This window comes from Flavobacterium sp. UBA6195, assembly GCF_002422095.1.
Classification (GTDB): domain Bacteria; phylum Bacteroidota; class Bacteroidia; order Flavobacteriales; family Flavobacteriaceae; genus Flavobacterium.
On the sequence record NZ_DITB01000070.1, the window covers coordinates 22,918 to 43,096 of the forward strand.

Below are 20,179 nucleotides of genomic sequence, written 5' to 3' on the forward strand. Positions count from 1 at the left end.
ATTTGATTTAATAAACCCATGTTATATGAAGAAACTACTACTTTTTACATTATTAGTTTTTAATTTTTGCTTTTCTCAGGAAGATGCTTGGGTATATTTTAATGATAAACCCGATGCTACTTTTTATTTGAGCAATCCGTTGCAAATGCTATCACAAAGAGCATTAGACAGAAGAACGAGTCAAGGGATTACATTAAACGAATCTGATGTGCCTATTTCCCAAAATTATATTGACCAAGTTGTAGCTTCTACTGGAATTACTGTTTTAGCTAAGTCTAAATGGTTAAATGCATTGCATGTTAGAGGTCTTCAAACAGATATAGAAGCAATTCGAAACTTTTCATTTGTTAATAGGATTGAATTTGCCGACCGAAATTTGAATTCAAGAACTGTACCTACAAATCGTGTAAATGAAATCCAAAATGTAAATAAAGAATTGGAAGTATTAGTGGATTTCAATTACGGAGAATCTTCAAATCAAATACAAATGTTAAACGGGCATTTTTTGCACCAACAAGATTTTACAGGTCAGGGCAAAATAATTGCGGTAATGGATAATGGCTTTACGGGTGTTAATACTGCAAGTTCTTTTCAACGTTTACGAGATAATAATTTAATTTTAGGAGGTTATAATTTTCCTGATAGAAATACCTCTTTTTATACAAGAGGTTCTCATGGAACAAATGTATTGTCTTGTATGGGTGGTTATGTAGATAATCAATTAGTTGGAACTGCTCCTGATGCACACTATTATTTGTTTATTACAGAAGATATTAATTCTGAAAATCCTGTTGAAGAATCGTATTGGGTAGAAGTAGCTGAAGTAGCAGACAGCTTGGGTGTCGATGTTATAAATACGTCTTTGGGATATTTTGCTTATGATAATCCAAATTATAGTTATACCTATGCTGATATGAATGGAACGAAAGCATTTATTTCAAGAGGAGCAGATATGGCTTTTTCAAAAGGTATGATTTGTGTAACAAGTGCAGGAAATTCTGGAACTACTTCAGAACCTCATATTGGAGCGCCGGCTGATGCAATTTACACTTTAACTATTGGAGCAGTTGATGCTTCTGAAAATTATGTTTCTTTTAGTTCCATCGGACCTTCTTTTGACGGAAGGGTTAAACCCGATGTTTGTGCTAAAGGACTAAGTGCGACAGTAAGTAATACTTCTGGAGGGATTACTACTGCAAGTGGAACCTCATTTTCAAGTCCAATAATGGCTGGAATGGTGACTTCTTTTTGGTCGGCTGTTCCTAACCTTACCAATGCAGAAGTTGTTCAATTTGTAAAACAATCCGCTGATTTATATGCCAATCCTACTGTTTTTAAAGGTTATGGTGTTCCCGATTTTCAATTGGCTTTAAACAATGCTCTTTCCTTAAATTCAAATGAAATGGCTTCTGTTGTTTTGTATCCAAATCCTGTTAATGATAAACTTCAGGTTAACTTACCAAACAATACATCTTCGGCTAAACTATTCTTATACAACAATTTGGGACAACAAGTAAATTCTTATGTTGTTGATACAATAAATGCTACAATTTATTTAGAAAGTTTGGCATCTGGTTTGTACTTTTACCAAATAGAATTTGCTAATAATTCAGCAAAAGGAAAATTATTGAAATTATAATGAATAAAATTACCCAACTCTTCAATATAAAATATCCAATTATTCAAGGTGGAATGATTTGGAATAGTGGTTATAAATTGGCAAGTGCTGTTAGTAATGCAGGCGGATTAGGTTTAATCGGTGCGGGATCTATGTATCCAGAAGTGCTTAGAGAACACATCCAAAAATGCAAAAAAGCAACCGATAAGCCATTTGGGGTTAATGTTCCCATGTTATATCCAAATATTGAAGAAATCATGCAAATTCTGAAAGAAGAAGGCGTGAAAATTGTTTTCACTTCTGCAGGAAATCCAAAAACTTGGACTCCTTTTCTTAAAGAAAACGGAATAACGGTTGTTCATGTGGTTAGTAGTTCAAAATTCGCATTAAAAGCACAAGAAGCTGGAGTAGATGCTGTAGTTGCAGAAGGTTTTGAAGCTGGCGGACACAACGGTAGAGAAGAAACTACTACTTTAACCTTAATTCCAATGGTTCGCGAACAAATTTCTATTCCGTTAATTGCTGCTGGAGGAATTGCTACGGGTAGAGGAATGTTAGCTGCTATGACATTAGGTGCTGATGGTGTTCAAATGGGAAGTCGTTTTGCAGCTTCAACGGAAAGTTCGGCGCATGATGAATTCAAACGAACTATTGTAGAAACAGGTGAAGGTGATACGCAATTAACGTTAAAAGAATTGGCACCCGTTCGATTAATCAAAAATAAATTTTACAACGATGTTCAGGAATTATATGCCAAATGTCCGTCAAAAGAAGATTTAGAAAATTTACTAGGAAAAAGAAGGGCAAAAAGAGGTATGTTTGAAGGTGATTTAGTGGAAGGCGAATTAGAAATTGGTCAAATTGCCGGATTAATTCATGATATTTTACCTGTTGAAACTATTGTTGATAATATCATAACCGAATTTAACTTGGCTAAAAAAGAGGTTACTACCTTTGAATTTTAATATTTATATGATGAAGCATTTAAAATCCCTACTATTATTTTTGTTTTTTGTATCTACTGTAAGTTATGCTCAAAAGTTTAATTTTAAAACTTCTGGTTATATGGTAAGTCAGAAAGACAAAAAAGGAAATTGGAGCGATTGGTCTAAATTGCAAAAATCAGAAATGACGGTGCTGTTGGATATGGAAAGTCACCGAATTGTGGTTTATTCAGAAGTACTTCAGTTGTTTTCTATTATAAAATATGGCAATCAAGAAACGATTGGTGATGACGATGTAGTAAAATTCAATTGTGTGGATAATAACGGAGTAGAATGTACTTTAGCGATATACACCAGAAAGAAACAAGGAGGTAGAAATCAATTGTACATTACCTATGAAGATATGATTATTGCTTATAATATGACAGTTCTTGAAGATAAGCCTGCAAAGAAGAAATAATTCTAAATTATATTTAAAATGACTTTTTATTAAATGCAATAAAAAGTCATTTTTATATTTATTAACATTCCATTTACATCAAAAACGTACTTTTGTATAAAATAGTTTTAAAATGAAAAAAGCCTTAGCTGTATCAGTATTACTTGTTTCTTCGCTAATTTCAGCACAAGATAGACCTAAATTAGTAGTAGGAATTGTAGTAGACCAAATGAAAATGGAATATTTATACCGTTTTTCAAACGATTTTTCCGAGAATGGTTTCAAGCGATTAATGAAAGAAGGCTACACGTTTCATAACACGCATTACAATTACATGCCAACTTACACCGCTCCAGGACACGCATCAGTTTACACGGGAACAACACCAGCTGTTCACGGAATTGTAGGAAACGAATGGTTTAATAAAGCTACTGGAAAAGAAATGTATTGTACTGATGATGCAGTGGTTTCAACTCTTGGAGATGATTCGGAAAAAGAAGGAAAAATGTCACCAAGAAACTTGCAAAGTTCTACGATTACTGACGAATTGAAGTTGTCAACCAACTTCAAAGGAAAAGTCATTGGAATTAGTATCAAAGATAGAGGTGCAATTTTGCCAGCGGGACATTTTGCGGATTGGGCTTTTTGGTACAGCAAAACGGGAGCGTTTATTTCGAGTACGTATTACGGAGAAAAACTTCCAGATTGGGCAACCCAATTCAATGCTGAGAAAAATTATTTGAAATATGTAACCAAAGGTTGGGATTTACTAAAACCAAAAGAAACGTATAACGAAAGCTTAACCGATAACAATCCATACGAAGGAAAATTGTATAAAAAAGCACCTTTTATGCCTTATAATCTAAAAGACATGTACGATGCAAATGATGCGGGAATATTACGTTCAACTCCTTTTGGAAATAATTTATTGGCTGATTTTGCTAAAAAAGCTATTGAAAATGAGCAACTTGGAAAAGACAACATCACCGATTTTTTAGCGCTAAGTTTCTCCTCAACCGATTATATTGGACACATTTTAGGACCACGTTCTATCGAATTACAAGATACGTATTTACGTTTGGACGAAACTATTGCCGATTTCTTAGCTTATTTAGATAAAACAATAGGAAAAGGAAATTACTTGGTTTTCTTAACGGCAGATCATGCTGGAGCTGAAAATGTAACCTATTTAAAAGATAACAAGTATAAAGTGGATAACATCAATTATAAAAACATTCAAAAAGAGTTAAAGGAATTTTCTGAAACTACTTTTGGAGAAAATCTAGTATTAGATTACTCAAATTATAATGTGTTTATCGATAAAAATAAAGTCAAATCAAAAGGCTTAAATTTACAAGACGTAAAACAAGTATTTAAAGATTATTTGCAAAAACAAGACTACATCAAACGTGTTTATACCGAAGAAGAAATCACAAACGGAAATCCAAGTGATTACTATTTAGACTTCATCACAAAAGGATATGACCCAACCCAAAACGGAGAACTCATTATGATTTTTAAACCAGGTTATGTAGAATATTCTTCAACCGGAACAACTCATGGTTCGCCTTATTCTTATGACACTCATGTTCCCTTAATTTTCTTTGGTTGGAACATCAAAAAAGGACAAACTCACGATAGAAAAGAAATCACACAAATTGCTCCAACAGTTACCCAAATGCTGAAAATTACCATGCCAAATAGTTCTGATGGTAAGGTTTTATTGGAGGTTTTGAGTAAGTAATAATTAAAATTTTAAATGAAGTATATTATTTTATTTTTGTTTTTTTTGAGTTGTAATACACAAAAAAGTATTTCTAGTCCACCACAATTTATTAATGATGTTGATTGTCAAGAAGAAATAAATAGAGCAGTATATGATTATAAAAAAGGTAAGAAAAAATATATAATTTCAGGATTGTTTGTAGCAGATGAATTTCAAATGTATTATAATAATTATATGTTAAAAGAATATGGTATAAGTGTAGAAGTAAATTGTAATCCAAGTTTTAAAGAACAATGTTATGCAAATGCGATGGAAAATGAAATTGAAAATGAATTTGGTAAAAAATTTATAGATAGAACATTAGTTCAAGCTAAAAAAAAATATAGAAGCATAAACAAAAAAGCATCAAACTAAAATTTGATGCTTTTTTATTCGTGCTAATTCGTTAAATTCGTGTTTACACTTCAATCATCACTTGATTTTTCAAAATATCATCAAACGTTTCGCGTTCTCTAATCAAATGACCTTTTCCGTCTTTCCATAACACTTCCGCTGGTTTTAGTCGTGAGTTGTAGTTAGAAGCCATTGAAAAGCAATAAGCGCCTGCGTTTCGGAAGCATAAAATATCACCTTCGTGAATTTCTGTTATTCTTCGGTTGCTTGCAAAAGTGTCCGTCTCACAGATATAACCTACTACCGAGTAGTAACGTTCTTTTCCTTTTGGATTGGAAATGTTTTCAATATGATGTTGCGCTCCATATAGCATCGGACGAATCAAATGATTGAATCCTGAGTCAATTCCTGCAAAAACGGTTGAAGTGGTTTGTTTTACCACATTTACTTTCGCTAAGAAATAACCTGCTTCGCTAACCAAGAATTTTCCAGGTTCAAAAGCTAGCGTTAATGGTCGACCATATTCTTTTTCGAAAGCTAAAAAACGTTTCGTTAACTTTCTTCCAAATTCTTCTACATTGGTTTCAATATCTCCTTTTTTGTATGGTACTTTGAATCCGCTTCCAAAATCGATAAAATCTAATTCTGGGAAATTTTTAGCGGTTTCAAATAAGATTTCAGCAGCATATAAAAACACTTCTACATCTAAGATATCAGAACCCGTATGCATATGGATTCCATTGATGTGCATTTTCGTGTTTTCAATAATTCTTAAAATATGCGGCAATTGATGAATCGAAATTCCAAATTTACTATCAATATGTCCCACCGAAATATTCGCATTTCCACCTGCCATCACATGGGGATTAATTCGAATACAAACGGGTACATTCGGATGTTTCGTGCCAAATTGCTCTAAAATCGATAAATTATCAATGTTGATTTGAACACCAAGTTGCGCTACTTCTTCAATTTCTTCCATTGAAACGCCATTTGGAGTGTAAATAATGTCTTTTGGGTCAACACCAGCATGTAATCCCAATTGCACTTCTTGTAAAGAAACCGTATCTAATCCAGAACCTAAACTTTTTAAGTATTTCAAAACAGATACATTCGATAAAGCTTTAACGGCATAATGCACCTTAAAACGTTCTACTTTGCTAAATGCATTTTGTAATCGGTTGTATTGAAAGGCAATTTTTTCCGCATCATAAACGTATAACGGACTTCCAAATTCTGTTGCTAATTGTTGTAATAATTCTGGTTTCATTTTTGATTTAATTTGGAGCAAAATTAATTCAATATTTACTTTATGCAATTTTTAAAACAATTATTAACAATATATAACAAAATGTTTTATTTATAACATTTGTGTTTTTTTAGAGTTGCAGTTTTAATACGAATATGTATATCAAATTCCCAAATTAAACGAAAAAAAGTTAGTCCATTAAAAATTACTTTGCTATTTTTGTGGCACTTTTTTAAACAAGATAAACGCATAACAATTATGAACATACACGAATATCAGGGTAAAGAAATCCTAGCTAGTTATGGAGTACGTGTTCAACGTGGTATTGTTGCAAACAATCCAGTTGAGGCGGTAGCTGCAGCAAAACAATTAACTGCTGAAACAGGTACAAGTTGGTACGTAGTAAAAGCACAAATCCATGCTGGAGGTAGAGGAAAAGGTGGAGGAGTTAAGTTAGCTAAAAACTTAGACCAAGTAACTGAAATTTCTGAGCAAATCATCGGAATGCAGTTAATTACACCACAAACTCCACCAGAAGGAAAAACAGTTCACAAAGTATTAATTGCTGAGGACGTTTATTATCCTGGTGAAAGTGAAACTTCTGAATTCTATGTTTCGGTTTTATTAAACAGAGCTACAGGACGTAATATGATTATGTATTCTACTGAAGGTGGAATGGATATCGAAGAAGTTGCTGAGCACACACCACACTTAATTTTTACAGAAGAAATTGATCCTGCTTATGGATTACAAGGTTTCCAAGCTAGAAAAATTGCTTTCAATCTAGGTTTGTCTGGTGAGGCTTTCAAAGAAATGGTGAAATTTATCGATGCTTTATACAAAGCGTATATCGGTTCTGATTCTTCAATGTTTGAAATCAACCCAGTATTAAAAACATCGGATAACAAAATCTTAGCAGTTGATGCTAAAGTAAATATCGACGATAACGCTTTATTCAGACAAGCAAAATATGCTGAAATGAGAGACGTTAGAGAAGAAAACCCAATCGAAGTAGAAGCTAAAGAAGTAGGGTTAAACTACGTTGATTTAGATGGAACTGTAGGTTGTATGGTAAACGGAGCTGGTTTAGCAATGGCTACTATGGATTTAATTAAGTATGCAGGTTTTGAGCCAGCTAACTTCTTAGACGTAGGTGGAACTGCTGATGCGAAACGTGTGGAAACTGCTTTCCGTATCATCTTAAAAGATCCTAACGTAAAAGCTATTTTAATTAACATTTTTGGTGGTATCGTTCGTTGTGATCGTGTTGCTCAAGGTGTTGTTGATGCTTACAAAAACATGGGTGACGCTATTAAAGTGCCAATCATCGTTCGTTTACAAGGAACAAATGCAGAAATTGCTAAAGAATTAATCGATAATTCTGGTATGCCAATTTTATCTGCAGTACAATTCCAAGAAGCAGCTGATCAAGTAAAAGCAGCTTTATCTTAATCGAATTTTAAATTCAATCATAAAGAAACTCTCAGATTTATCTGGGAGTTTTTTGTTTTTTACGCGCTCAATATTTTTTAAACTTCAAAGGATTTCTTACATTAGCAATTCAATTTACAAAACATGATTTCAGAAGCGCAATTTCAAAAAGAATTAGAATTAATCATTAGCAATGCCATTCGCGAAGATGTTGGAGATGGCGACCATAGTTCGTTAGCTTGTATTCCAGCTTCAGCACAAGGAAAAGCGAAGTTATTAGTTAAAGATGAGGGAATTATTGCTGGAGTAGAATTTGCCAAAATGATTTTTCATTACGTGGATAAAGACATGAAAGTGGAAACCTTTATCAATGATGGTGAAAAAGTAAAACAGGGCGATGTAGTGTTTCATGTTTCTGGAAGTTCACAGTCTATTTTAAAAGCCGAACGTTTAGTGTTGAATTCAATGCAACGTATGAGCGCTATCGCTACAAAAACTAAAATGTTTGTTAATTTGTTGGAAGGCACAAAAACTAAAATTTTAGATACTAGAAAAACCACACCTGGAATTCGTGCTATTGAAAAATGGGCAGTAAAAATTGGTGGTGGTGAAAATCATCGTTTTGCCTTATATGATATGATTATGTTAAAGGATAATCATATTGATTTTGCTGGTGGAATTCCGCAAGCTATAGCTAAAACAAAACAATATTTAATTGATAATAACAAAGATTTGAAAATTATTGTTGAAGCAAGAGATTTAGATGAAGTGCAAAAAATTTTAGCTGCTGGTGGCGTTTACCGAATTTTATTAGACAATTTCGATTACGAAACTACAAAGAAAGCAGTAGCTGTGATAGGTAATCAATGTATGACAGAATCTTCTGGGAATATCAATGAGAAAACCATTCGACATTATGCGGAGTGTGGTGTGAATTATATTTCTTCTGGTGCATTAACGCATTCGGTTTATAATATGGATTTAAGTTTAAAAGCGATATAATGTATGTCGGAAGAAATAGAAAATAAACTCAATAAAATCCCAGTTGTAAAGCAATTAGTTTCGCTTACAAAAGCCATAAAACTAAAAACGTTAGAAGGTTTATCGCTTTATGATATTTTAGAGCTTTATGTTTTGGGAATTTTCAAAGGTGCTTTTTCATATAGAGCGAGTGCCATTGCGTTCAGTTTCTTTATGGCGTTATTTCCTTTTGCTTTATTTATCTTGAATTTAATTCCGTTTATCCCTTTGGAAAATTTCCAAGCCGATTTTTTAGAGTTTGTGGAAGAAGGAGTTCCACCCAATACTTACGAAGCTATTGAAGCTATTTTGAAAGATATTATGGAAACTAGTCACCAAGGCTTACTTTCATCAGGTTTTATTTTGTCTATTTTGTTGATGACTAACGGAATTAATGCCATTTTAGGCGGATTTGAAATGTCGGCCCACATTACTATTACCAGAGGTTTTTTCAGACAATATTTTATTTCATTAGCCATTTCTTTAGTGTTGTCGATGATTTTGCTAATCACGGTTGCTGCGATTGTAGTTGCTGAAGTAATGATTCAAAAAATTAATCTTTTTGGAGAAGTAACGGATATAGCATTAATTGAATGGAGTAGATACGGATTCATTCTTTTAATGATTTTAATTACTACTTCCATACTATATAAATTCGGAGCAAAAGAAACTTCTTCTATATCTTTTATTAGCTATGGTGCTGTATTTACCACAATTTTAATAATATTGTCTTCTTATATTTTTGGAATTTATGTAACTAAATTTGCTAAGTACAACGAGCTCTATGGTTCAATTGGTACGCTTCTTGTACTGATGTTTTATATTTGGATAAACTGCATGGTTTTGTTACTAGGTTTCGAATTAAATGCAACAATTTCAAAATTGAAAAGAAAAAATTTATATATTTAACCAAACTTAAAAAATTAGATTATGAGAAAACAAGTGATTACATTTTTAATGTTGATTGTAACTGTGTTTACAGTAAATGCACAAAAAACAGTTTCAGGAGTTAAAGTTGATGCGAAATTAAATTTAGAAGGTCAATCTTTAGTTTTAAATGGAGCTGGAACTCGTGTTAAAATGTTTATGGACATGTACGTGGGTGCTTTGTATTTAGAAAAAAAGAGTACTAATGCCAACGAAATTATGAACAGCAAAGAAGGAGCTGCCATTAAATTAAACATTGTATCAGGTTTAATTACCTCTGATAAAATGATTTCGGCTATTAATGAAGGTTTCGAAAATGCTACAGGAAAGAAAACTGCTCCATTAAAAGCAAAAATCGATAAATTCAAAGGCTTTTTTAAAGAAGAAATTAAAAAAGGGGATGTTTTTATCATTATGAATGTTCCAAATGAAGGAGTTGTAGTTTATAAAAACGGAACTAAAAAAGGAAGTATTGATGGTCACGATTTCAAAAAAGCTTTATTCGGAATCTGGTTATGCGACAAACCTGCTGATAAAGACTTAAAAGACGAAATGTTAGGGAAATAATCTTAATCATAAAAATACAAACAGAAGCATTCTCAATTGAGGACGCTTTTTTTGTAAACAAAACTTCCATCTTCGAGCTTCCAACTTCCATCTTTCAAACATCTTTTCTCTTTTTTCTTTTCTCTATTCTCTTTTTCCAACTATATTTGTTCTATGCTGTATTTTATCGAAGTCGTTTTACCTTTAGCAGTTTCTAAAACCTTTACTTATCAGGTTTCGGAAGCAGAATTTCACTACATTCATATTGGAATGCGAGTGGCAGTTCCTTTTGGAAAAACGAAGATTTATACGGCTTTGGTGTTAGATAAAACAAATACGCCTCCTCAATTATATGAAGCAAAAGAAATTCATCAAATTTTAGATGAAAAACCAGTTGTGAATTCACACCAAATTGAGCACTGGAAATGGATTTCGTCTTATTATATGTGTTCGCTTGGTGAAGTATTTCGAAGTGCATTGCCTTCTGGATATATTTTGGAAAGTGAAACCATTATTTCAGCAAAAGAAAATTCCGAAATCGATTCGGATGAACTTAAAGATGATGAATATCTAATTTTAGAAGCTTTAAAAAGCCAATCTTCGATTACGGTTCAAGATGTGATTAAAATTTTGGGAAAGAAAACGGTTTTCCCAATCATTAATCGATTATTGGTGAAAGGCGCATTAGTATTACAAGAAGAAATTTCGGAGCAATACAAACCGAAGTTAGTCCGCTACATCAAATTGCATGAATCTTTTTTACAACAAGAACAATTGGCAGAGTTGTTAGAGGTTTTATCTAAAGCCAAAAAACAACGCGAATTGGTTTTACATTATTTCCAATTACAAGCTCGTGAAAAAGCACCAATTTCAGTAAAAAAACTAATTGAAACTTCAGGAAGTTCTGCTGCAATTGTAAAATCTTTGGTAGATAAAACGATTTTCGAAGAATATTTCATTGCACAAGATAGAGTTGCATTCGATAAAGAAGAGGATAATCAATTCACGTTAAGTGAAGCCCAACAAGCAGCTTTTGATAGTATTCAAGAAAATTTCAAAACCTTTGATGTGAATTTATTACACGGCGTCACCGCTTCTGGTAAAACCGAAATTTATATCAAACTTTTAGAACAGTATATTAAGGAAGGAAAGCAAGTTTTGTTTTTGTTGCCAGAAATCGCTCTAACCACACAATTAGTACAACGATTAACCGCTTATTTCGGAAATGAAGTCGCGGTTTTTCATTCGAAATATACCAATAACGAGCGCATTGAAGTCTGGAATCAAGTTTTGGAAAATTCACCTAAAGCGAAAGTGGTTATTGGTGTTCGAAGTGCTTTATTTCTTCCTTTTTCCAATTTAGGATGTATTATTGTAGATGAAGAACACGAGCAAACCTTTAAACAACATGATCCAGCGCCACGATATCATGCCCGCGATGCTGCTATAGTTTTAGCAAAGCAGCACGGAGCAAAAGTGGTTTTGGGAAGTGCAACTCCATCTTTGGAAACCTATTATAATGTGCAATCAAATAAGTACGGTTTAACCGAATTAAAAGTGCGCTATGGAAACGTTGTTTTGCCTGAAATCAAATTGGTCGATTTAAAGGATAAATATTTCAGAAAGAAAATGTCTGGGCATTTTTCTGATGAATTGTTGGAGGAAATCACCGAAACCTTGTCAAAAGGCGAACAAGTTATTTTATTTCAAAACCGCAGAGGATTTTCGCCTTATGTGGAATGTATGACGTGTGGTCATGTGCCGCATTGTCCAAGTTGCGATGTGAGTTTGACCTATTATAAATTCAAAAATCAATTGCGTTGCCATTATTGTGGGCATTCGATTGCAAATCCAACACATTGTCATAGTTGTCAATCGGTTGATGTTACTTCGAAAGGTTTCGGAACGGAACAAATTGAAATGGAATTGAAAACCCTTTTTCCAGATAAAAATATAGGAAGAATGGATCAAGATACCACTCGAGGAAAATTTGGCTTCGAAAAAATTATCGATTCCTTCAAAAATAGAGAAATTGATGTTTTGGTAGGAACTCAAATGTTGGCCAAAGGTTTAGATTTTGATAATGTAACTTTAGTTGGAATTTTAAATGCTGATAATTTATTGAATCAACCTAATTTCCGAGCTTATGAAAGAGCGTATCAAATGATGTTGCAAGTTTCGGGAAGGGCAGGGCGTTCGGAGAAAAAAGGAAAAGTAGTTATTCAAACCTATAATCCGTATCATAATACCATTCAACAAGTTTTGGGTAATGATTTTATAGGAATGTATAAAGAACAAATTTACGAACGCCAAAATTTCAAATATCCTCCTTTTTTCCGATTAGTAAAACTTACATTAAAGCATCGCGATTTTGATAAATTGAAAGAAGGTTCGATATGGTTGTATAATGTGTTATCTCAAAATTTAGATATGCCTGTTTTAGGTCCAGAAGAACCAGTTGTAAATAGAATTCGTAACGAATATATTCGAACGATTATGGTTAAAATTCCAGTTCAGAAGCATTTGGGTAATACCAAAAAAAATATTGCGAAAGTGCTCATGAGTTTTGAAGCAGTTCCGCAATATCGTTCTATTAAAATAAAAGTAGATGTTGATGTTTATTAAGCTTTTTCAATTGCTTTAACAATCTCTTCTTTTTTATTTCTACTTAAAGGGATTTTTGTAGTTCCAATTTCCGCAAACTTACTGTTGAATTTCTCAACTCGATCTAAATTTATAATATATGACTTGTGAACTCTAATAAATTTATTTGCTGGAAGTTCTTTTTCGAAATTTTTCATAGTAGATAGTACAAGATGACTTTCGTCATCAGTAACTATTTTAATGTAATCACCATAAGCTTCAATCCACTTTATTTTAGATACGTAAACTTTTAACTTTTTTAAATTACTTTTTATAACAATACTTTCACCATTATCTTCATGTAATTCATTTCGTAAATTATGTAATTCGCTAGCTTTTTTTACAGCTTTAACAAAACGTTCTTTAGAGATTGGTTTTTGAAGAAAATCGGTAGCTTCATAATCGAATGCTTTCATTGCATAATCAGATTTTGAAGTAATAAAAATAATTTGTGGCTTTTTTTTAAGTCCGTCTAATAGGTCGAATCCATTAATCAACGGCATTTCAATATCTAAAAAGATAAGATCTATTGGGTTGTTATTAATGCAATTTTTAGCTTCAAGAGCATTTGCGAAATCGTCAACTAAATTTAATAATGTTGATTCGTTTACTAATTTTGTGATTATCATTCTTTGAATCGAACTATCATCTACAACTATGCAATTCAATTTCATGGGGCTTGAATTTTAATAATACCGATAAAAATAATAAAATATTTTACATCTGACAACTTTTGCTATAAAAAAATAGTAAAAAATGTATTGATAAATATAAAAAAGTATTATTTTTGCACCCAATTTTATAACAATAAATATAGAAATTATGAATCATTATGAAACTGTTTTCATCTTGAATCCCGTTTTATCTGAACAGCAGATAAAGGAAACAGTAAGCAAGTTTGAAGATTTTCTTACTTCTAAAGGGTCTGAGATGGTATCGAAAGAAGATTGGGGCTTAAAAAAATTAGCTTACGAAATTCAAAACAAAAAAAGTGGATTTTATCACTTATTCGAATTCAAAGCACCTGCTAATATTATTGCAGCATTTGAAACTGAATTCCGTCGTGATGAAAGAGTTATGCGTTTCTTAACAGTGTCTTTAGATAAGCATGCTGTAGCTTGGGCTGAAAGAAGAAGAGCTAAATTAAAATCTAAAACTAACTAATTATGTCTACTTTAGAGCAATCTGCAAAAGGAAAAAAAGACGGAGATATCAGATATCTTACGCCTTTGAACATAGATACAAACAAAACTAAAAAATATTGCCGTTTTAAAAAATCAGGTATTAAATATATTGATTACAAAGACGCAGACTTTTTATTGAAATTTGTTAACGAACAAGGTAAAATTTTACCAAGACGTTTAACAGGTACTTCATTAAAATACCAAAGAAAAGTTTCTGTAGCTGTTAAAAGAGCTCGTCACTTAGCTTTAATGCCATACGTGGCCGATTTATTAAAATAATAATTAACAAATAGTTGTTGCTTCGCCGTTGGTGAGCTAACTTCTAATTAAAAGGACAACAACATGGAACTTATCTTAAAACAAGACGTTCAAAATTTAGGATTTAAAGATGACGTAGTAACAGTTAAAAACGGTTATGGTCGTAATTATTTAATTCCTCAAGGTTTTGCTATTTTAGCAACTCCATCAGCGAAAAAAGTTTTAGCTGAAAACTTAAAGCAAAAAGCTCACAAAGAAGCTAAATTAGTTGCTGATGCAAAATCTTTAGCTGAAGCTTTAAAAGCTTTAGAAATTAAAATTACTGCTAAAGCAGGTGGTGATAAATTGTTTGGTTCAGTTACTAGTGCTAACATTGTGGAAGCATTAGAAGCTAACGGTCATTCAATTGAGAAAAAATTCATCACTAGTGGTGTAGTAAAACGTGTAGGTAAATATACTGCATCAGTTAGATTACACAGAGATGTTATCGTTGAGTTACCATACGAAATCGTAGGTGAAAAAGCATAATTTTTCTTAAAATATAAATTAGCTCCGATTTTATCGGGGCTTTTTTTTTATCTTTACTTTATGAAATACGCAAGATTAACCAAAGAACAATTAGAAGAATTACATCCAGAATTCATTACTTTTTTAGCTACACAATCAATTGATAAAAAGGAATGGGATGACATTAAGCAAAACAAACCTCACATTGCCGAACAAGAAATCGATATTTTCTCTGATATGATTTGGGAAAAAGCATTGACGAATGTTACGCATATAGATCATTTTTCTAAAAACTACATTTTTCTTTTTAAATGTATGCAAAATGCGGTTTTCTCTTTCGTAATAAAAACCAATAATCCACAAATTGATTTTGTTTCTGCTGATGGAATTCATTGGTTATCTGAAAACTTATTTTCTGATGATGTTGAAATTACAAGAGGAAAGAAAGATTTATCAGAAAACAGAAACGAATCGTTGTTTGAGATTATCAAGCAAGGTGGAATCATCAGTAAAGGAGAATTATTTACCAAATTAGAAAGCCTAATCAATACATAATTTATGAGCGTTTTAGATACTATTAAGAATTTAAGAGACGAATTAAATCAGCATAATTACAATTATTATGTTTTAGATAAACCTACCATTTCTGATTTTGAATTTGATCAAAAGCTAAAACAATTACAAGATTTAGAAGTACAACATCCTGAGTTTTTTGATGAAAATTCACCCACTCAAAGAGTAGGAGGAATGGTTACGAAGAATTTTGAAACGGTGAAGCATGAATATCGCATGTATTCGTTGGATAATTCTTATTCCATTGAAGATTTACAAGACTGGGAAACCCGAATTCAAAAGGTTTTAGGCGATGTTCCTTTAGAGTATACTTGCGAATTAAAATACGATGGAGCATCAATCAGTATTAGTTACGAAAATGGTCGTTTAGTTCGTGCAGTTACACGTGGCGATGGTTTTCAAGGCGATGATGTCACTAATAATATCAAAACGATAAAAGCAGTTCCTATTCATTTGAAAGGTGATTTCCCTGAAAAATTTGACATTCGTGGAGAAATCATTCTTCCGTTTGCCGGATTTGAAAAAATGAATCAAGAATTAATTGAAATTGGTGAAACGCCCTATTCCAATCCAAGAAACACCGCTTCGGGAAGTTTAAAATTACAAGACAGTGCTGAAGTTGCCAAGCGACCATTAGATTGTTTGTTGTACTTCGTTATTGGAAATAATTTACCATTTAAAACCCAATTTGAAGGATTGCAAAAAGCTAGAGATTGGGGATTTAAAGTTCCGACGCAATCCAAACTAGCTAAAAATCTAAACGAAGTTTTTGAGTATATCAATTATTGGGATAAACACCGCCACGATTTGCCCTATGAAACGGATGGAGTAGTAATTAAAGTTAATAATCTACAACATCAAGAGGAATTAGGTTATACTGCAAAATCACCACGTTGGGCAATGGCTTATAAATTTAAAGCCGAACAAGTAACTACGAAATTAAATTCGATTTCGTATCAAGTTGGTCGAACTGGAGCGATTACACCTGTTGCGAATTTAGAACCCGTGCAATTAGCAGGAACAATTGTTAAACGTGCTTCGTTACACAATGCCGACCAAATTGAAAAATTAGATATTAGAATTGGCGATGAAGTTTTTGTAGAAAAAGGAGGTGAAATTATCCCGAAAATTATTGCGGTTGCTCAAAGAGGAAATCAAATGGAGCCAACAAAATACATTACGCATTGTCCAGAATGTCAAACGGAATTGGTTAGAAGCGAAGGCGAAGCGAATCATTTTTGTCCAAATTTCTATGGTTGTCCACCGCAGATTATTGGGAGAATTCAACATTTCATCACCCGAAAAGCCATGGATATTGATGGTTTAGGAGGAGAAACGGTTGCTTTGTTATTCAATGCTGGTTTGGTAACCAATTATGCCGATTTATACGAACTCAAAAAGGAACAAATCATTCCGTTAGAACGAATGGCTGAAAAATCTGCTGAGAACTTGATTAACGGAATTGAAAAATCGAAAGCCATTCCATTTGAGCGCGTTTTATATGCTTTAGGAATTCGATATGTGGGTGAAACGGTTGCAAAAAAATTAGCGAAACATTACAAATCTATTGATGCAATTGCGCAAGCGAGTATCATGGATTTGATTTTGGTAGATGAGATTGGCGATAAAATTGCACAGAGTGTCGTACAATTCTTTGAAAATCAAGAAAATATTCGTATTATTGATAGACTTAAGAGTTTTGGGGTTCAATTGGAATCTGGAGATGATGATGTTTTACTTTCTGAAAATTTAAAAGGTAAAACCTTTGTTGTATCAGGAGTTTTTGAAATTTATTCGAGAGACGAACTGAAAAAAGCCATTGAAGATAATGGAGGAAAAGTAGGGAGTTCTATCTCGTCAAAAACTGATTATGTCATTGCTGGAGATAATATGGGACCATCCAAACTAGAAAAAGCAAATCAATTAAAAATTGCAATTATATCAGAATTAGATTTCAAACAAATGATAGATGTTTAAAGTAAATTCGGTTTTAATTCTATATTTTATAGCTAGTATTTTATATGTATTTGCTGTATTAATTGGAAGTGATAATTTGGAACTATTTAGTAAGCCTATTATTATTCCATCGATTTATTATTTCTATTATATTAGTGTTAGAGGTAAAATTGATTATTTGTTTACTTTTTCAGTTGTATCTTTTTTTATAGGTGAAATTTTGCATGTTATAAATAGAGATGATTTTAATATTGTAGGCCTTGTTTTTTTATTAATCCCTTATTTTTTTGTTCTATACTACATAGCTCATGATTTACTTTATTATTTAAAAGAGAAAAAAATAAAGTTAAATACATTTTCTTTCTACATAATTGTAATGCTTTTACTGTATTTGTTTATTAATGTATTAATAATGATTGAAGATAATAGTTTAGAATTTTTTATCTATGCTGTTTTTGCAACTTTGTTATTATTTATGGGGATTTTAGCTTTTGTTATGCTAATTAATTATTCTAACAGAACTATTCTTTATACAGGTTTTATGGTTGGCTGTTTTTTAATTTCAGATTTATTTTATGTTTTTTCAAAAAAAATTCCTGATTTGTTAGCCTTAAAAATGATTAATGTTATAACTCAGGAGCTTTCTTTTTTTTGTTATATAAGTTATTTTATTTACAGAACTAAATTTAGAATGTATAGTAAACCAAATAGTTTGAAAGCATCAAAATAAAGATAATTGATTCTAATGTAGCTTTATAATATATTTAATATTGTATGTTTTGTATCTTTATTTTTACAGAATTCAAAAGCTATAATTATTTAATTCAATCATTATTCCAAGTATAACATTTGCTCTTTTTTTGCTGAGAATTCAATAGGTGAAAAAGATATCAAAGTATTTTTAGATTTATTCATTGTGCTATATTGATTACATTAGTAATCAATTATTTGTCTATATAGCTATTTTAAAAGAAATTCCTGTTTATTATTTTTTGTTAAAATTTTTAATTAAAAGTGAGCGTATCAAATGATAATATTTTTTGTTTTATTGTTATGACTTGTTTCATTTGATAAATAAAAATCTATTCGTCCTAAATTAATTCCAAAACATCCCACTTGATTAATTAAAACTTCTTTCCCTTCACTATTTTTTTCAATAACAGGTTTGTCTAAAAAGGTATGTGTGTGACCGCCAATAATTAAATCAATATTATTAGTTTTTCTAGCTAAAACAATATCGCTTGGCTTTTCTGGTTCATCTTTGTATTTGAATCCCAAGTGAGATAAACAAATAACCAAATCACATTTCTTTTCTTCTTTTAAAATTCGCGTCATGTCTTGTGCTACTTCTATAGGATCGTTATAAACTGTTTCTTTATAAAGTTTTTTGTCAACAAGTCCGTCTAATTGAACGCCTAATCCAAAAATTCCAATTTTAATACCGTCTTTGATTATGATTTTATAAGGTTTTACAATATCATTCAAAACCGTGTTTTTAAAGTCATAATTAGCTGATACAAAATCGAATTTTGCGTGAGGTAATTGGGCATAAAAACCATCAATTCCGTTGTCAAAATCGTGATTTCCCATGGTTGCCACATCATATTGCATCATGCTCATTAGTTTGAATTCCAATTCGCCACCATAATAATTAAAATATGGAGTTCCTTGAAAAATATCACCAGCATCTAATAATAGTACGTTTTTTTCTTCTTTTCGAATGCTTTCAATGATAGCAGCTCTTCTGGCAGCACCACCCATGTTTGGATTTTTAGGATGATCTGCAGGAAAAGGATCTATATGACTGTGTGTATCATTCGTATGTAAAATGGTAATTTTTTTGGTTTCAATAGTAGAAAAGCTACTCAAACTCACTCCTGATAAACCAAGTAGAGCTGAACTCGCAGCTGTTTTTTGGATAAAATCTCTTCTCTTCATAGCTCTAAGTATTATTCTAAAATTATTTTTTCTGTTGTAATGTTTGGAATTGTATCTACTTTCTTGAAATAATCAATCATCATATTTCTAAGCTTGTATTCCATGTCAAATTTGATTTTACTATCTTTAAAAAACGTCATATTATCGCCTCCATTCGCTAAATAATCAGAAGTTCCTACATAATAAATTCGATTTTCATCTAAAGGTTGATTGTTAATTTCAATCTTATTTATTGCTGAAGTTGACTTATTAATATAAATTTTCATTCCGTATAAAGGATGAGGCTTCTTTTCTTTTATGATGTATTCGGCTAAGGTTTTGATTTCTTTTCCATTTAATCCCACAATGAACAAACTATTTTCAAAAGGCATCACTTCAAAAGCAGTTCTTGTGGTTACATCACCTTTTGGAATGACAGCTCTGATACCGCCATGATTAAGCAAACAAACATCAATCGATTTATTTTCTCTTTTTTGAAAAATTGGATTTCCAAGTTCAAAAGTAATTTCGGCTAATAAATTTCCGATATTCGATTGCCACGTTCCTTTACTTTTGTCTTGTGTTTCAGGACAATAAGCTAAAACACTGTTCAAATCTTTGTTGATGTTATCACTAAAAGGTTTTACATAGGTCAGTATCGATTCGTTTTCACCTTTTTCATTAGTAACACCTATTCTTTTTCCTTCAATTTTTGTAGTTTGATAGGAAGAAGTTGATTTACAAGATATAAAGAGATTAAATGTTAATAATATAACAAAAAAACCAAAAGATATCGTATTCTTTTTTACATTTACAAGCATAACAAAAGGTTAAATTTTTAATTTTGT

20 protein-coding genes are annotated in these 20,179 nt (G+C 31.8%); 16 read left to right on the forward strand and 4 right to left on the reverse strand.

Annotated elements, in window-relative coordinates; genetic code table 11:
* The first annotated feature begins 25 nt into the window (after window positions 1–25).
* The 5 genes from B4I81_RS05990 to B4I81_RS06010 all read left to right on the forward strand — a co-directional run bounded on the left by B4I81_RS05990 (window position 26) and on the right by B4I81_RS06010 (window position 5,141).
* Window positions 26–1,639, forward strand: coding sequence for a S8 family serine peptidase (locus B4I81_RS05990; protein ID WP_291108727.1), 1,614 nt, complete (start codon window positions 26–28; stop codon window positions 1,637–1,639).
* A complete protein-coding gene (locus B4I81_RS05995) occupies window positions 1,639–2,583 on the forward strand; it encodes an NAD(P)H-dependent flavin oxidoreductase (RefSeq protein WP_231841873.1) in 945 nt (314 codons plus the stop codon). Before B4I81_RS05990 ends, B4I81_RS05995 begins: the two co-directional genes overlap by 1 nt.
* A gap of 7 nt (window positions 2,584–2,590) precedes the next feature.
* The gene (locus tag B4I81_RS06000) at window positions 2,591–3,022 is read left to right on the forward strand and encodes a hypothetical protein (RefSeq protein ID WP_291108731.1); all 432 of its coding nucleotides are present in this window, start codon (window positions 2,591–2,593) and stop codon (window positions 3,020–3,022) included.
* 112 nt (window positions 3,023–3,134) lie between these two features.
* Window positions 3,135–4,745: an alkaline phosphatase PafA gene (gene pafA, locus B4I81_RS06005; RefSeq protein WP_291108732.1), complete on the forward strand. Its 1,611-nt coding sequence runs from the start codon at window positions 3,135–3,137 to the stop codon at window positions 4,743–4,745.
* Between the two features lie 15 nt (window positions 4,746–4,760).
* Window positions 4,761–5,141, forward strand: a complete 381-nt coding sequence (locus B4I81_RS06010) for a hypothetical protein (protein WP_291108734.1) — start codon at window positions 4,761–4,763, stop codon at window positions 5,139–5,141.
* Between the two features lie 43 nt (window positions 5,142–5,184).
* Here B4I81_RS06010 and lysA read toward each other — a convergent pair whose 3' ends face one another.
* Window positions 5,185–6,390, reverse strand: coding sequence for a diaminopimelate decarboxylase (gene lysA, locus B4I81_RS06015; RefSeq protein WP_291108736.1), 1,206 nt, complete (start codon window positions 6,388–6,390; stop codon window positions 5,185–5,187).
* Window positions 6,391–6,627: 237 nt separating this feature from the next.
* Between lysA and sucC the strand changes: the two genes are divergently transcribed.
* From sucC to priA, 5 genes are all read left to right on the forward strand, one after another.
* A complete protein-coding gene (gene sucC, locus B4I81_RS06020) occupies window positions 6,628–7,821 on the forward strand; it encodes an ADP-forming succinate--CoA ligase subunit beta (protein ID WP_026726609.1) in 1,194 nt (397 codons plus the stop codon).
* A gap of 123 nt (window positions 7,822–7,944) precedes the next feature.
* Window positions 7,945–8,802, forward strand: coding sequence for a carboxylating nicotinate-nucleotide diphosphorylase (gene nadC, locus B4I81_RS06025; RefSeq protein ID WP_291108739.1), 858 nt, complete (start codon window positions 7,945–7,947; stop codon window positions 8,800–8,802).
* A gap of 3 nt (window positions 8,803–8,805) precedes the next feature.
* The gene (locus B4I81_RS06030) at window positions 8,806–9,729 is read left to right on the forward strand and encodes a YihY/virulence factor BrkB family protein (RefSeq protein ID WP_291108741.1); all 924 of its coding nucleotides are present in this window, start codon (window positions 8,806–8,808) and stop codon (window positions 9,727–9,729) included.
* A 21-nt stretch (window positions 9,730–9,750) separates the two neighbouring features.
* Complete coding sequence (locus tag B4I81_RS06035; RefSeq protein ID WP_291108743.1) at window positions 9,751–10,314, forward strand: chalcone isomerase family protein; 564 nt, start codon at window positions 9,751–9,753, stop codon at window positions 10,312–10,314.
* A gap of 153 nt (window positions 10,315–10,467) precedes the next feature.
* Window positions 10,468–12,918 (forward strand): replication restart helicase PriA, encoded by a 2,451-nt coding sequence (gene priA / locus B4I81_RS06040; protein ID WP_291108745.1) that lies wholly within the window; start codon window positions 10,468–10,470, stop codon window positions 12,916–12,918.
* Here the strand turns inward: priA and B4I81_RS06045 are convergent.
* Window positions 12,915–13,610 (reverse strand): LytR/AlgR family response regulator transcription factor, encoded by a 696-nt coding sequence (locus B4I81_RS06045; RefSeq protein WP_291108747.1) that lies wholly within the window; start codon window positions 13,608–13,610, stop codon window positions 12,915–12,917. The genes priA and B4I81_RS06045 overlap by 4 nt on opposite strands.
* A 148-nt stretch (window positions 13,611–13,758) precedes the next feature.
* Here B4I81_RS06045 and rpsF point away from each other — a divergent pair, with 148 nt between their 5' ends.
* The 6 genes from rpsF (at window position 13,759) to B4I81_RS06075 (ending at window position 18,144) form a co-directional block, all read left to right on the forward strand.
* Window positions 13,759–14,100 carry a 30S ribosomal protein S6 gene (rpsF, locus tag B4I81_RS06050; protein WP_291108749.1) on the forward strand — a complete coding sequence of 114 codons (342 nt, stop codon included), beginning with the start codon at window positions 13,759–13,761 and terminating at the stop codon, window positions 14,098–14,100.
* Window positions 14,101–14,102: 2 nt separating this feature from the next.
* Window positions 14,103–14,399: a 30S ribosomal protein S18 gene (gene rpsR, locus B4I81_RS06055; protein WP_008253655.1), complete on the forward strand. Its 297-nt coding sequence runs from the start codon at window positions 14,103–14,105 to the stop codon at window positions 14,397–14,399.
* A gap of 63 nt (window positions 14,400–14,462) precedes the next feature.
* Window positions 14,463–14,906 (forward strand): 50S ribosomal protein L9, encoded by a 444-nt coding sequence (rplI, locus tag B4I81_RS06060; RefSeq protein WP_231841861.1) that lies wholly within the window; start codon window positions 14,463–14,465, stop codon window positions 14,904–14,906.
* Window positions 14,907–14,966: 60 nt separating this feature from the next.
* On the forward strand, window positions 14,967–15,440 hold the full coding sequence (locus B4I81_RS06065; RefSeq protein ID WP_291108752.1) for a DUF6495 family protein: 474 nt from the start codon (window positions 14,967–14,969) through the stop codon (window positions 15,438–15,440).
* Between the two features lie 3 nt (window positions 15,441–15,443).
* Window positions 15,444–17,435 (forward strand): NAD-dependent DNA ligase LigA, encoded by a 1,992-nt coding sequence (gene ligA / locus B4I81_RS06070; RefSeq protein ID WP_291108754.1) that lies wholly within the window; start codon window positions 15,444–15,446, stop codon window positions 17,433–17,435.
* Window positions 17,428–18,144: a hypothetical protein gene (locus B4I81_RS06075; RefSeq protein WP_291108756.1), complete on the forward strand. Its 717-nt coding sequence runs from the start codon at window positions 17,428–17,430 to the stop codon at window positions 18,142–18,144. The genes ligA and B4I81_RS06075 overlap by 8 nt, the downstream gene beginning before the upstream one ends.
* 293 nt (window positions 18,145–18,437) lie before the next feature.
* On the opposite strand, the gene B4I81_RS06080 is transcribed toward B4I81_RS06075, so the two are convergent.
* Both B4I81_RS06080 and B4I81_RS06085 read right to left on the reverse strand, forming a co-directional pair.
* The gene (locus B4I81_RS06080) at window positions 18,438–19,352 is read right to left on the reverse strand and encodes a bifunctional metallophosphatase/5'-nucleotidase (RefSeq protein ID WP_291108758.1); all 915 of its coding nucleotides are present in this window, start codon (window positions 19,350–19,352) and stop codon (window positions 18,438–18,440) included.
* Window positions 19,353–19,363: 11 nt separating this feature from the next.
* Entirely contained in the window at window positions 19,364–20,152 is a 789-nt protein-coding gene (locus tag B4I81_RS06085; RefSeq protein ID WP_291108760.1) for a 5'-nucleotidase, read from the reverse strand.
* Window positions 20,153–20,179 lie beyond the last annotated feature (27 nt).